The 14,160-nt window shown below is 47.4% G+C and carries 11 protein-coding genes and 2 tRNA genes; 8 read left to right on the top strand and 5 right to left on the bottom strand.

Annotated elements, in window-relative coordinates; translation table 11 throughout:
* Window positions 1-758 precede the first annotated feature (758 nt).
* Together INR79_RS05650 and INR79_RS05655 are read right to left on the bottom strand one after the other, a co-directional pair.
* Window positions 759-849 (bottom strand) — tRNA-Ser (locus INR79_RS05650).
* Window positions 850-977: 128 nt separating this feature from the next.
* Window positions 978-2,903, bottom strand: a complete 1,926-nt coding sequence (locus tag INR79_RS05655) for a sigma-54-dependent Fis family transcriptional regulator (RefSeq protein WP_223096349.1) — start codon at window positions 2,901-2,903, stop codon at window positions 978-980.
* Window positions 2,904-3,165: 262 nt separating this feature from the next.
* On the opposite strand from INR79_RS05655, the gene INR79_RS05660 reads away from it, so the two are divergent.
* From INR79_RS05660 to INR79_RS05675, 4 genes are read left to right on the top strand one after another with little or no spacing between them, the layout of a single operon-like run.
* Window positions 3,166-4,284, top strand: coding sequence for an NAD(+)/NADH kinase (locus INR79_RS05660; RefSeq protein ID WP_223096351.1), 1,119 nt, complete (start codon window positions 3,166-3,168; stop codon window positions 4,282-4,284).
* Window positions 4,277-5,260 (top strand): thiamine pyrophosphate-dependent dehydrogenase E1 component subunit alpha, encoded by a 984-nt coding sequence (locus INR79_RS05665; RefSeq protein WP_223096353.1) that lies wholly within the window; start codon window positions 4,277-4,279, stop codon window positions 5,258-5,260. The genes INR79_RS05660 and INR79_RS05665 overlap by 8 nt, the downstream gene beginning before the upstream one ends.
* Before the next feature lie 20 nt (window positions 5,261-5,280).
* Window positions 5,281-6,294: an alpha-ketoacid dehydrogenase subunit beta gene (locus INR79_RS05670; RefSeq protein ID WP_223096355.1), complete on the top strand. Its 1,014-nt coding sequence runs from the start codon at window positions 5,281-5,283 to the stop codon at window positions 6,292-6,294.
* Complete coding sequence (locus INR79_RS05675; protein WP_223096356.1) at window positions 6,291-7,412, top strand: acetoin dehydrogenase dihydrolipoyllysine-residue acetyltransferase subunit; 1,122 nt, start codon at window positions 6,291-6,293, stop codon at window positions 7,410-7,412. The genes INR79_RS05670 and INR79_RS05675 overlap by 4 nt, the downstream gene beginning before the upstream one ends.
* Before the next feature lie 45 nt (window positions 7,413-7,457).
* Here INR79_RS05675 and INR79_RS05680 read toward each other — a convergent pair.
* From INR79_RS05680 to INR79_RS05690, 3 genes are all read right to left on the bottom strand, one after another.
* Window positions 7,458-7,534 (bottom strand) — tRNA-Pro (locus INR79_RS05680).
* A gap of 84 nt (window positions 7,535-7,618) precedes the next feature.
* Complete coding sequence (locus INR79_RS05685) at window positions 7,619-9,415, bottom strand: DUF3413 domain-containing protein (protein ID WP_223096357.1); 1,797 nt, start codon at window positions 9,413-9,415, stop codon at window positions 7,619-7,621.
* Window positions 9,416-9,441: 26 nt separating this feature from the next.
* Window positions 9,442-9,669, bottom strand: coding sequence for a YejL family protein (locus tag INR79_RS05690; protein WP_004402157.1), 228 nt, complete (start codon window positions 9,667-9,669; stop codon window positions 9,442-9,444).
* Window positions 9,670-9,753: 84 nt separating this feature from the next.
* Between INR79_RS05690 and yejK the strand changes: the two genes are divergently transcribed.
* The 4 genes from yejK to INR79_RS05710 all read left to right on the top strand — a co-directional run bounded on the left by yejK (window position 9,754) and on the right by INR79_RS05710 (window position 14,156).
* Window positions 9,754-10,755 (top strand): nucleoid-associated protein YejK, encoded by a 1,002-nt coding sequence (gene yejK / locus INR79_RS05695; protein WP_004402156.1) that lies wholly within the window; start codon window positions 9,754-9,756, stop codon window positions 10,753-10,755.
* Window positions 10,756-10,826: 71 nt separating this feature from the next.
* Window positions 10,827-12,128, top strand: a complete 1,302-nt coding sequence (locus INR79_RS05700; RefSeq protein ID WP_223096358.1) for an Hpt domain-containing protein — start codon at window positions 10,827-10,829, stop codon at window positions 12,126-12,128.
* Between the two features lie 189 nt (window positions 12,129-12,317).
* Window positions 12,318-13,430, top strand: a complete 1,113-nt coding sequence (gene asd, locus INR79_RS05705; protein WP_022550074.1) for an aspartate-semialdehyde dehydrogenase — start codon at window positions 12,318-12,320, stop codon at window positions 13,428-13,430.
* Between the two features lie 216 nt (window positions 13,431-13,646).
* Window positions 13,647-14,156: a hypothetical protein gene (locus tag INR79_RS05710; protein ID WP_022599673.1), complete on the top strand. Its 510-nt coding sequence runs from the start codon at window positions 13,647-13,649 to the stop codon at window positions 14,154-14,156.
* Window positions 14,157-14,160 lie beyond the last annotated feature (4 nt).

The raw sequence follows: 14,160 nt of genomic DNA on the forward strand, positions 1-14,160 counted from the left end.
CCGCTAAAATAGGCCTCATTTTTTCCATTCTATTTCTCAGCAAAAATTACTCGTGAGCGTATTAAAAATGAGAATATTCAGGGATGAACACCACTGCTACGTACCTATTGAAAACCAGCAAACACAGCAATAACTGATTGATTGCTAAGCAGTAGGTACTTTTTCACCTTAATATAAAAATCGAACAGGAAATATTGGGTAAAAAACGGGGTTTTTTATTTTTGGAACTGCGAACACGTCCGGTACTTCGGGTGCTATCTACTTTAAAAGTCGGGGATTTTTTAAAATTGAATGAGCTTGAATACGAACAGGCCAGACGTGTAGTAATTTAATGATGATTTTGACATTAGTTGTGCTTAAAAAGTGAAGAAGCAGGAAAATTGAGAGGGTTTCATTGGGTGTTTTGTCAAAAAATGCATGAGTAGAGAAGGGTTGTAAGTTAAACGTTTAAGACGGTCTAGCTGAAAATTACCTAATATTCATATGATTGTACGGCGTATTGTTTTTTCTTTCGTTAACATTTTATAAAAAAGAAGTTATCGCTATAAAATGCAGTCAATCGCCAGAAACTAGATACAAACAATTTTAATTATCACAGATTTGGTGAGCGAGCATAATTCGACTCGATGTCACAAAATGTATGCTTGGTGTAGGGAAGGTAGTTTGGAACAAGGTGCAAGTTTTTCCTATGTAGCCGTCGACAATGACTAGAAAAAAACGAAAAAAGCCGCTGAAAAAATCAGCGGCTTTTTAGAATGTGGCGGAGAGATAGGGATTTGAACCCTAGATACGCTATTAACGTATGCCGGTTTTCAAGACCGGTGCTTTCAACCACTCAGCCATCTCTCCGTTGTTGAGGCGCATATTAGCTAGGGTTGGAAACCTTGTAAACCCCTAAGTGGTTTGTTTGATTGAAAAAACGTCAAAACCATCAAAAAAGAAGTTTGGCTGGTTGTGTGGTGATCAGTTTGTGGGTTTTATCGCCGGTTCGGTGGGATCAATCCACAGCGTTTCATTCGTCTGTGTACCGTGCTGCGGTTAACCCCCAAGTAGTTCGCCGCTGCGGTAATGTTCCAGTTCAGGTTATTCAGCAGGGTTTCAAGCTGGGTATCCACGGGCAGGGTGGGCGCGTCCTGTTGGTATTTCGAGAACGAGTCGGGCAGGTGTTCGGGTTGAATCTTCTCCCCTTGGCTGAATGCCAGCGCAAACTGCAATACATTACTCAGCTCGCGTATGTTTCCGGGCCAGTGGTGCTTGTTCAGCAGTTGAGTTGTGCCCTGGCTAATGGGCACGGGCTGGTCGGCGTATTCCAACAGCAGCTTGCTCGACAGCCATTTTATGTCCTTTCTTACCCGCAGGGGCGGCATCTCTAATTTGGCACCGGAAATACGGTAGTACAAATCCTCTCGGAACCGCCCTTGTTTCACTAAGTCTTCAAGGTTTTGGTGCGATGCCGCCAGTACCCGAAAGGTCACAGGTACGGGGGTATGCCCGCCCACAGGAGTCACTTCTTTCTCGGCAATTACGCGCAGTAATCGGGCTTGCAAGGCGAGGGGCATGTCGCCAATTTCATCCAGAAACAGCGTGCCTCCATTGGCGCGTTCGATTAACCCTTTTTTGCCCTTTCTGTCTGCGCCCGTAAATGAGCCCGCGGTGTAGCCGAACAGCTCGCTTTCAATCAGGCTTTCTGGAATTGCGGCGCAGTTGATCGCCACAAAAGGACGCTTGCCTCTTGAAGCATCGTGAATCGCTTTGGCGAGGTACTCTTTGCCTGCACCCGTTTCGCCCGATATCAATATCGAGATAGAGGAATTGGCGAGGGTTGAAGCCTTTTCCGCCATCGATTTCATGATCGGGTCGCGAAAGAACAGCCTTTCAAGCGGCTTGGCGATTGGGCGCTCTGTAGGAACGGATTTGGGTGTGACCGGAACGGGTTCAATTGCCTGAATATAGAGCAAGTCGCCCGATTGGGTGGTGACGGCAACCGGATTGGGGCAGTAGCGCCTTGAGTATTTCGGCAGGTCGTTGATGTCCAAGTCCAGCAAGCTATCTAATGGCACACCGCCGAGTTGATGGGCGTTTAACGGATTGGCTGTGGCGGAATACCCTTTCATCAATATGCCGTAAGCCGAATGGGTTAACCCTACGATTTGGCCGTCGTCATTCACCGCGAGGGCGCAATCGGGGTCGAGTTCTAAAAACTCGGGGGTTTTACTCAGCTTCAGTACCCACTGGTGGCGAAAACTGGTGAGCAAGGTGGTCATCTCGATACGTTTGGTGACGTTGCGAATCAACTGCAATGAAAGCCACTGGCTGCTTTTTGGCTCGGGCGAGTGTAGGGCTGAAATGTCCAACACCGCAGCGAGGTGACCATCCACACCGTAAATGGGAGAGGCACTGCAAGTAAGCTGCCCGTGCGTGGCATCGAAATGGTCGGTCTGGTGAACCGTAATCGACTGACCGGTGTAAATGCAAGACCCAACGCCACAGGTGCCAGCCCGTTCTTCTGACCAAGATGACCCCAAATACAACCCGGCAGATTTCAGCTCACTCTGTTGAGAAGTGTTGCCAATGTAATCGACGGTGACGCCTTCGTGATCGGTCAGGAGCAGCACGTAGTTTTGCCCCGATATCTGCTTATACAGCATTTCTAGGGCATGACGCGCGGTGTGAATTAATCGATCGGTTCGTTCCTGATGAAGTTTCAGCTCATAGCCGGGCAGGATGTAGGCTTCTTTTAAGCTTGAAGGCTCCAGACGGTGGGTTTCGACGCAGCGCTTCCATGAATTCAGGATCATGTGGTCGCGTTCCACCTCGTTTCCGCTGATGGCACTTTCCACCTCCTGAATGTGAGAGCGGATAAAAGTGCTGTTTCTGATCGCTTTGGTTTCTGAACTTCTCATGACCGATTCCTTTCGGTTTAGTGAATTAAGATCTAGCACTGAAGGGATTCGATTGCACCTTTGAACAGCGTCGAAATCGGCAGTTTTTCCAGTTTCTCAACCTTGAAACGCCCTCATGCAACACCTGTTGCAGCACCACGTGGCGGTGCTACAAACTTTTTTCTCGGGCTTTAAAATTATTCCTAAAAATCATGTGGATAAGTTTGTTTCAAAGTCGGCATCTCGCTTGCTCTATTGATGAAAGTCATCAAGGAGAGATGTTGTGAATCAAGGTGTTGTCGGCATGATTGCCAATCCCGTATCGGCGAGAGACATAAGACGTGTGGTCGCGGCTTCCGGAAGCCTGACGCTGAATGATCGCGTGAGTATCGTATTGAAAATATTGTCCGGTTTGAAAGCTGGCGGCGTGCATCAGGTGTGGATGATGCCCGATAAAACCGGGCTGTCGGACATGGTGCAGCGAGAGGTGAATCGCGGGCAGGTGGCTTTTTATAAACAAGCCAGTTCCAAACATGCTGCGCCTAAAAAAGTGGATGAGCAACAAGGCTTTCCGGAACTCAAACTACTGTCTATCCCGATAACTGGAACCGAGCAAGACACCATTAACGCGGCACGTGAGTGCGAAGAACGTAAGGTTAGCGCAGTAGTGGTGCTAGGTGGAGATGGAACGCATCGGCTGGTGGTCAAACACGCCAGAAACATCCCCATTACTGGCTATTCCACAGGAACCAATAACGCCTTTCCCAAAACCATTGAGCCGAGTTTGATTGGCTTGGCGACGGCACTGTACGCCAGTGGTCAAATCCCGAAAGAGACTGCGCTTTCACCCAATAAGCTTTTGCGGCTTCGTATTCAAGAGAAATCTCAATCCGGCGTCGAAGGCAAAACTGCATCAATAGAAGACATTGCGTTAGTGGATGCGGCGATAACGTCCGATAGGTTTGTCGGCAGCAAAGCCGTGTGGCAACCGGATACTCTACGCGCGGTATACGTGACCTTTGCGTCTGCCTTGCAGGTTGGGCTTTCTTCGATCATTGGTTTGAGTGCGCCCGTTGAGCGCACTGAGCCGTGTGGGCGGTTTGCCGAATTATCAAACGACGCGGGTGCTTCCTTCTTGAACGTGCCTTTAGTCCCCGGTGCGTTTTTGCCCGTTGCGATTCAAACCCTTTCAACTCTGAACCCGAATCAGCCCGTTGCCATTAACTATGGCAGCGCCGCCATTGCTCTGGATGGCGAGCGAGAACATATCGTCGAAGCGCAAGACGATGTGACCCTCGAACTGATTCCTAATGCTTTTTTTACCATCAATGTAGAAGCCTGCATGAACGCATGCGCTGCAAGGATGCTTTTGCGTAAACAACAAGGAGAATGTGATGCCTAGTATCAGCGAATCACTGAGCAAAGAGAAATTGCTCGATGCTTATCGGATGATGAAAACCATTCGAGAGTTTGAAGAACGTCTGCACGTGGACTTTTCGCGGGGTGACATCCCAGGGTTTGTGCACTTGTACGCGGGGGAGGAGTCGGTCGCGGTGGGGATCATGATGCATCTTCATGATAAAGACCGAATTGCGTCTACCCACCGTGGGCACGGGCACTGTATCGCCAAAGGGGTGGATGTACACGCCATGATGGCGGAGATCTACGGAAAAGAAACGGGCGCATGCAAAGGCAAGGGTGGTTCCATGCACATAGCAGACCTATCGAAGGGCATGATGGGCGCCAACGGGATTTTGGGCGCAGGGTCGCCTTTGGTGTGCGGTGCTGGCTTTGCGGCGAAACATTTGGGTCACGACGGTGTGGGCATTAGCTTTACCGGTGATGGTGCATCAAACCAAGGCATGTTTTTAGAAAGCTTAAACCTGGCTGCGATTTGGGAGTTGCCGGTCATTTTCATCATTGAAAATAACGGTTATGCCGAGTCGACTGCGGTGGACTGGGCGGTGGCGTCTAAGTCTTACATCGACCGGGCAACAGGGTTTGGTTTGCCGGGTATTAGCGTAGATGGCACCGACTTCTTCGCGGTATATGAAGCGGCAGGCGAAATCATTCAGAAAGCCAGAAACGGCGATGGCCCGTCACTGATGGAGTGCAAAACCGTACGCTTCTATGGTCACTTTGAAGGGGACGCGCAAACCTATCGCCCTAAAGGAGAGGTCGAGGATTTGCGAGAAAATCATGACTGCATTAAGAAATTCAAAGCGCAGGTACTCAAAGCTGGCTTAGTAGAAGAAAGCGATTTTTCTGCCATTGATAGCGAAGTGTTAGCGTTGATTGAAGATGCGGTTCAGCAAGCGAAAGATGCACCTGAACCGTCGCCAGATGCGCTGCACCGCGATGTTTACGTGAGCTACTAATCGAATTCAAGGAGTGAAGGATGAGCAGACAATTAACTTTTAAAGATGCGATCAACGAAGCGGTCGATCTTGAAATGACGCGTGATGAAAATGTGGTGATGATGGGGGAAGACATCGTCGGCGGTACAGGCGCCGAGGGCGAGGAGGATGCATGGGGCGGCGTACTCGGTGTCACCAAAGGGCTTTATGCGAAACACCCAAAACAGATGATTGATACCCCGTTATCGGAATCCGCTTACGTAGGTGCGGCGATAGGTGCGGCAACTTGCGGGTTAAGACCAATAGCCGAGCTGATGTTTATCGACTTTATCGGTGTGTGTTACGACCAGATCCTCAATCAGGCGGCGAAGTTTCGCTATATGTTTGGTGGTCGGGCAGAGACACCCGTGGTGATCCGCGCTATGTGTGGTGCGGGCTTTCGCGCAGCGGCGCAGCACAGCCAGATGCTGACACCAATGTTGACTAACTTACCGGGGGTGAAGGTAGTGTGCCCGTCTAATGCCTACGATGCCAAAGGGCTGCTGGCACAATCCATCCGCGACAACGACCCGGTTATTTTTCTTGAACACAAGAACCTTTACCAGTTGGAGGATGACGTACCTCAAGAGGCTTACACCATAGCTTTTGGTGAAGCCAATGTGCTACGAGAAGGGAACGACGTCACGCTGGTTTCTTACGGGCTAACGGTCCATCGAGCGATGGAAGCGGCGAACCTTGCAGCGAAAAAGGGCATTTCGTGCGAGGTCATCGACTTGAGAACGCTTTCTCCCATCGATATGGATACGGTGCTGGAAAGCGTCGAAGTCACGGGTCGCATTGTGTGCGTAGATGAAGCCAACGAAAGGTGCTCTATAGCCGCCGATGTCTGCGCCAAAGTCTTTGAGCAAGGGTTTTCGTATCTGAAAGCACCGGCACAAATGGTCACTGCACCTCATACGCCGGTGCCTTTTTCTCCAAGCCTGGAAGACGCGTATGTCCCCAATGCGGACGCGATTTTGAGAAGCATTGAACACGTGATGAAGGAGGGGCTATGAGTTCAGAGAACACAGTGATTATCCCCATTGTTATGCCCAAATGGGGACTTTCCATGACCGAAGGCACCCTCAACGAGTGGCTGGTGGAAGTAGGGGACAACATTGAAGTCGGTCAGGCGATCATGGATGTCGAGACCGACAAAATCGCCAGCATGGTGGAAGCGCCCGATGCGGGTTTGCTCAGGCGCAAAGTGGCGGAAGAAGGCGAACTTTACGATGTGAAAGCTTTACTGGGCGTGCTAGCTGACGATTCAGTATCGGAGGAAGAGATCGATGCCTATATTGAGCAGTTTGAATCCACTGTGGGCGACGAGGAGGAAGAAGTCGAAGAGGCACTTCGTTCCCAATACATCGAACTGAGCACGGGCACTATTCGCTATGTGCATCGAGGCGGTGAAGGCACGCCTTTGCTGTTTATTCATGGGTTTGGCGGCGATCTCGACAACTGGTTGTTCAACCTTGAGGTGTCTGCCAATCCGGTGTATGCGTTGGATTTGCCGGGGCACGGACAATCGACAAAAACGCTCGATGGCGACCCGATCGAGTGTCTGAGTCAAACTATTTCCGAATTCGTCAGCGCACAAAAAATCAGTCAGTGTCATCTCGTTGGGCATTCCATGGGTGGGTTACTGGCGGCGAAGTTTGCCATTGAGAACCCCAGTTTGGCAGCATCGCTGACCTTACTGTCTCCTGCTGGGTTAACCTCGAAAATCAATGAAGATTATCTAGTTAAGTTTTCTGAGGCAGATTCTCGCAAAGCCATGAAAACAACCGTTTCGATGTTGTTTGCAGACCAAAGCCTGGTAAATCGCTCTATGGTCGACGATTTATTGAAGTACAAGCGATTGGACGGTGTTGAAGAAGCTCTGCATACTCTCCGCAAAGCCATATCGGACAATGGTCAGCAGACGATTAACTTAGTCGAGCAACTTCAAAATCTAGTACAGCCAGTCACCGTGATATGGGGGCAACAAGATCAGATAGTGCCTCTTACACCAGAAGTTGAGGGTTTGAGCCTAGGTACTCACATTAGAATTGAACTTCTGCCAGACGTTGGGCATATGCCGCAAATGGAGGCAGTGGATAAAGTTAATGAGGTACTAAAACAGTTGTCTTAGCCCAAACGCAAAAAACCGCTGTAAAAACAGCGGTTTTTTATAACATGGTCGGACTGACTGGATTTGAACCAGCGACCCCTGACACCCCATGACAGTGCGCTACCAAGCTGCGCTACAGTCCGATAAAACCAATGTAATCCCTTTCAAGAGGGTGAGTCAATGGTTTTCAATCATTAACATGAGCAAGTGATTGATATTTATTCGACTTACTGCTCAGTGTAGAACCTTTTCTGCTCCGTTAATCCTTGCATCAGGATAGAAAGCTTAGGGTTGTCTTCGCGTTTGCGGTTGTAATCTGCGTCGTAGACTTTGTAGTTACCAAACTTATCCACTACCGTCGTTTCGTCGTCGGTAATCATGGCGACTTCTCGGCGGTTACCCGCGATGATCCACAGTCTTTCATCGGTATCAAATAAGCTTCTTCCACTGCTGTAGTCAGTAGGGTTAGAGCTGACGCCCAAAATCTGGCGCATCAAGGTCGGGGATAAATCCAGATGACTGGTTTTCGTTTCGATTTTGGCTGCTTCTTTACCCGGCCATTGAATAATCATTGGCACCTGAAGCTGGAAGCGGCTGTAGTTGGTACTTGAACCCCAAGAGCTGCTCTTGGTTTCATTAAACTCTGTTCCGTGATTTGAGGTGACGATTACCACGGTTTTTTCAGTCAGGTTCAGGCTATCAAGTTCTTCCAGTATGCTCTTGAGTGACTCGTCGGCTTGAAGGGTCGACTTCATGTAGCCGTCTTTCAGTTGAGCTTCCAACTGGCTGCCCGGAATAGTGGCGTGTGTCGCTTCGAAGTCAGCCAGGCTGTTGAGCTCCAGATAGCTGAACCAAGGTTCATCTGGTTTGGCTTGCAGCCATGCTTTCCAGTTCTCAATGGCTTGCGAGTCGTTGGTTTTTTCAAGAGGTTGAAGATCCTGAGCCAGTAAATCTGTAAACACGACATCGCGGTACAGCTTGTCAGCAAAGTTGTCACCGCTGAACAGACCGAAGTTGTAATCTTTCTTTTGTAGATGCTGGATAAAAAGAGGCGCGTCGCCCTGCGCTTTTATGCTTTCTGCATAACTGCTTGGTAACCCGTAAAACAGACCAAACACGCCATACATATCATTGCTGGCGCTGTAGTGATTGGTGTAGTTGAGATTCTGGTCTGCAAAAGCATGTAATGTTGGCATGGCTTCAGCTGAAACAGCGTCTGCACGAAGGTTATCTACCATCACCATCAGAACATTTAGTTTGTTGCCTCTGCTTTCGTAAGTCAGTGGTTCAATTGGGTATTGCACCAATTTTACGTCACCAGAGTAACTTTCCAGTCTGTCGAGATAGTCTTCCTTGTCTAACAAACCGTGTTTTTCCATAAAGCTTTTTGCTGTCATCGGGTAAGACAGTGGGAAGTTGGCTCTCTGGCTGGTAATCGGGTTATAGAAATACGCATCTGCCCAAATGTAAATCAGGTGGCTGGCAATAAAGCAGACAAAGAAAACGGCGGCTAAAGGTTTACCAATGTGTTTATGAGCCAGTTTGCGTTTTTTACGCCAAACCCACTCAGCAAGCGCCAACTGCATCAAAAAGATGATTGGTACAAAAATAAAGAACTGTTGCCATTCTGGTGTGAAATTCCCTTCTTCACTCATCAATAAATCTATGACTACGGGATTTAAGTGAAGGTGAAGGTTCTGATAAACCTGCGTATCAAGCAGAAGAACAGTTAAACCAGCCGTCGCGAAACAGGCTGATAAGAAACGGAATAATTTACGCGAGGGCACCAGAAATGTGAGGGGGAAGAGCACTAATATGTAGATAGCAAAAATCAGAAACGCAAAGTGTCCAAGCCAGGATACTGCCAGATAGACCTGACCAAGTAAGGTATCAGGCCAAGGCGACTGGGTAATGTATCGCGTGCCGATAAGCATGGCGGCAATAATGTTAAAGAAGGCAAACCAGTGCCCCCAACTCACAAGACGAGAAACGCGTTCACTGTATGTATTTTCGCTATCTACCATTTATGTTTTCAGTCTTATTTGTTTTATTAGTGAGTTACGTCGTTTTCAACGGATGAAATAAGTGCCTGAGCGAATTTTTCAGCAATTGCCTTGCGTTGTGAAGCAGGAACGTTTTGATTTAAGACATTCGTTGCGATATTTCCTGCGATCATAAGTGAAAGCTCTGTATTTGCGCCGTTTTTATCTAGCACTGCTGCAATTTCAGCCAAGATAGTTTCAACCTGTTCGTCACTGTATTTTGATGTAATCGGCATATAGACTCTGATAATGATAGTAAAAGCGGCTTATGATAACCTACTCTCCCTCTCAACTGAAACTAGAACATAAACAAAATTACTATGAGTCTGCATCTTTCTAACGTCATTCTTCATAAGCTGGTTAAAAACGAGCAAGAAGAGCTGACGGTCAATTTCCGTCAGGAATCGCTTCCTAATGAAGGTTCATCAGAGAACCTTGTTGCCGAGCTTCATCGGGTTTTCAATAGCAAAGCAGGAAAAGGCTTCGGTACTTTTAAACCAGACAGCGACTTTAAAACATGGTTGCAAGAACTTCGCCAAAATGAGAAGAGCTTTTACGAATTTTCGCAAATTAGTGCAACACGGCTTAAAGAAGAGCTTTCTAAATACCCGTTTGCGGACGAAGGGATCTTGGTTTTTGCAGAATATCAGTCGCTTGCGACAGAGTACCTGTTTGTTGGTCTGCTTCCGTCAAATGAAAGCCTGAAAGTGACAGAAGGTTTGGAAATCAGTGCTACAGACTATCTGGACATCAGTAAGATGGATATTGCGGCAAGAATTGACCTTTCTACCTATGCCACGGATGAAGAGTCCAATCGCTACCTCACCTTTATTAAGGGTCGTGTCGGGCGTAAAGTTTCGGACTTCTTCCTGGACTTCCTTCAGGCTGACGTTGGACTGGACACGAAAGTGCAGAATCAGGTACTCATGCAGGCCGTTGAAGACTTCTGTAGCGATTCTAAGCTGGAGAAAGAAGAGGCAACTCAGTACCGTAAGCAAGTATTCGACTACTGTAACGAGCAAATCAAATCTGGTGATGAAGTTGAAATTCGTGAGCTGTCTGGCGAATTGCCAACTAGCAATGATGGAACCAGTTTCTTAGACTACACTCAAGAGCAAGGCTATGATCTTGAAGAGAGTTTTCCCGGAGACCGTTCAACAGTACGCAAGCTGACCAAGTTTGTTGGTGCTGGTGGGGGTGTGACCATCAACTTTGATAGCATGCTTCTTGGAGAGCGTATTTTCTACGATCCGGAAACGGATACGCTGACGATCAAAGGGACACCGCCTAATTTGCGAGATCAGTTGACGCGTCGCTCATAAAGTAAATCGGTGATAAGGTGGCTCATGCCACCTTATTTTCAATGACTTAACGTAGGCTGAAGAGCTATTTTATGGAAGAAAGTAGCATTAGAAATCGTAGGTACATCATTGTCGCATTCCTATTGGTTTGGGGCGTTATTTCATCCATCCTCTATTTCCAGCACATTCAACTTCGCAAAGAAGCGGATTCGCTAGGTTTACTATCAAATCAGATAGAAGAATTTCGTTATACACTCTCTTTTCCAGACCCTATCCGGGCGCAACATATTGAACAATTGTCTCTGAACCTGGAGTTGATTAAATCGGTTAAAGTGCAAATTGAATCCGAATCAGAGCACGGGATATGGAGCCCGGAAACGGCTCAACTTGTGTATCTATCTGACCGCTTTATCGAGCGTGCTGAAAACTATCTTACTGTCGCACTGGATATTCGTGGTTTATCTGAGCAAATCCTGAATACCAAAAACAGTCAGGGGACACCAAAAGAGTTGGTCGCTTTGTACGATGAGCTCGGCGCTTATCTGTTCAGTTCTTTTTACGCCGACTCTAACCTCAACCCACCAAACTACATGACGCTAGAGTCGATCATGTTGCGCTCTGAGCGATTCGATTCTCCCTATAAGAATCAGATTCAGGGGTTGCTGTCTAAAGCTTCTCTGATTTTGGCTGAACACGCCCAACTCAGTTATGTAACAGAAGAGATTCTGAAACACTCAGTTGTGCGGGAAATTGGAATGGTAAGGACTGAATTTCAGCACGTTGCTCAAAGGATGTTTACCATCAGTCTTGTGCTGAGCGGCGTATTTTTGCTCGCCATAGGATGGATTGGATTTAATCGTGTGGCGGTTCCTAAACATATAGAAGCCCAAAGCACAGAAAGACCAGGTTCAACCAGCAAGGAAACTCAAACTTCCCCCGTTAAAAATGAACAATCAGTGGAAGTTGAAGAGCCGGTTGAAGTCACGCAGGAGCCAGAACCAATCCAAGAGCCGCCTGTGATGGAGTCACCTGAACCGGTGCCAACCAATAGCAGAGGGTTTGATCCTGAGATGATGCTTGAAACCTTTGATAATGATGAAGAGTCTGTACTTATGGTTTTAAATGTTTTCCTACAGGATCACAGCGAAGACGTAAACAAGCTGAAAGAGGCACTTAACCAAGATTCTGAACAGGCTCATCGAATTGCCCACAGCTTAAAAGGTGTCGCGGGTAATTTAGGTGCTAATGCCCTGAAAGACATCACCGCAAACATTGAGCATGGCTTAAAGCAGGGTTCTAAACCTTCTGAAAGTGACATAGCTGCATTGGAACAGAGCCTAAAGACCACGATTGACGATGTGGAATCTTATTTAGGTACTGTGAATGCGGTATAAATATCTGCGTCCAGAGGGGGTGTTCTCTGGACGCATTTTTCATTTCAAATCCCTTCGAAAACAGTAAACCTGTAAAAATCCCCCCTTAACTGCTCTTTTTTCCCTTTTTCGCTCAAAAAGGCTTGTTTTCATCTTCAGAAAATCTTATAGATGGGGGAGTTTAATTTGAGTAAGACATGGAGTGTAATGATGAGAGTAGGTCTTGTAGGCTGGCGTGGTATGGTCGGCTCGGTTTTGATGCAACGTATGGTCGAAGAGAAAGACTTTGATGTTATCGAACCAGTATTTTACAGCACCTCACAAGTAGGTATTCCTGCCCCAAATTTCGGTAAAGACGCGGGTGTTCTGCAAGACGCTTTTGATATTGAAAGCCTAAAACAGCTTGATGCTGTGATTACTTGTCAGGGCGGCAGCTACACCGAGAAAGTGTACCCGGCGCTTCGTCAGGCAGGCTGGAAAGGCTACTGGATTGACGCTGCATCTACTCTTCGCATGGCTGAAGATTCCATCATTACACTAGACCCTGTGAACCTCGCGCAAATCCAGCAGGGTATTCATGGCGGCACCAACACATTTGTTGGCGGTAACTGTACAGTTAGCTTAATGCTAATGGCGTTAGGTGGTCTTTATGAGAAAGGTCATGTTGAATGGATGAGTGCCATGACTTATCAGGCAGCATCGGGTGCTGGCGCGAAAAACATGCGCGAGCTGATTTCTCAAATGGGTGTGATCAACGATTCAGTCAGCACTGAGCTGGCGAACCCAGCAAGCTCTATTCTTGATATTGATAAGAAAGTTGCAGAAACACTTCGCTCGTCATCTTTCCCAACGGATCAGTTTGGTGTGCCGCTAGCAGGCTCTTTGATTCCATGGATCGATGTGAAGCGCGATAACGGTCAAAGCAAGGAAGAGTGGAAGGCGGGCGTAGAAGCCAACAAGATCTTAGGCTCTCAGGACACGCCAATCCCAATTGATGGCACTTGTGTTCGTATTGGCGCAATGCGTTGTCATGCTCAGGCACTGACCATTAAGCTGAAGCAAAACATCCCAATGGATGAAATTGAAGAGATGATCGCCACTCATAATGACTGGGTGAAAGTAGTTCCAAATGACCGTGACATCACAGCACAAGAGCTGACACCTGCGAAAGTTACTGGCACTCTGTCTATCCCTGTTGGTCGACTGCGTAAAATGTCGATGGGTGACGACTTCCTGAATGCATTTACTGTGGGTGACCAGCTACTTTGGGGCGCGGCAGAGCCTCTACGCAGAACTCTTCGCATTATTCTTGCAGAAAAGTAATATTTTCATAGAGATATAATTTCTGAGAAGCGCCTCCATTTGAGAGGCGCTTTTTTATTTTCTTAAAAGTTATTTCTGATAAATGGTTTTTAACCAAATCTTAAACCTATCCTGTCTTTATTATTTCTTTTTATTTACCTGCTTCTGACTGGCATTTTTTAACATCCAACTATACTCGAGTTAGAAGGTATAGGTGGGAAGCTTAAGGAAATGGCAATGCGTAAGAGAAGTTTTGGCTTTTCAATGTTTGATGGGTTAATGAGCACAGCGGTGTTTTCCATCATGGCTATGACTGCTGCCCCCAAGTTTTTCAGCATGCAAAGCGAATACAATCAAGCTCTGATCGAAGGTCTTGCCAGCAAAGTAATTCATGCCGCGGAAAATGCCTACCTTGAGTCTCATAAGCAGGGAACCGATTTGGAAGAATTTGGAATGTTGCCGGGTTATGGACAGCTTCAGTACGGTTACCCAAGTGTTCGGATTGGTGGTTTAGCCAATTTTATTGACTTAGATATGGGTTATCGACATACCGACAAAACCTGGGTTTGGGTGGCTCACCATGCCATTCACACCGATCGTCAGGATTCCTGGCTTCTTACACGTTCTGAGTGGGTCGAACATCCGAGTAGAAATGGTATCGAAAGTACTCAATGCTACGTGAAATACACTGCCCCCATGTATTCAGGGGACAGCTTTCAGGTAGAGAGCATTACTCAAGGCTGTTAACTGA

This window comes from Vibrio sp. SCSIO 43132 (assembly GCF_019904195.1).
GTDB classification, from domain to species: Bacteria; Pseudomonadota; Gammaproteobacteria; order Enterobacterales; family Vibrionaceae; genus Vibrio; species Vibrio nigripulchritudo.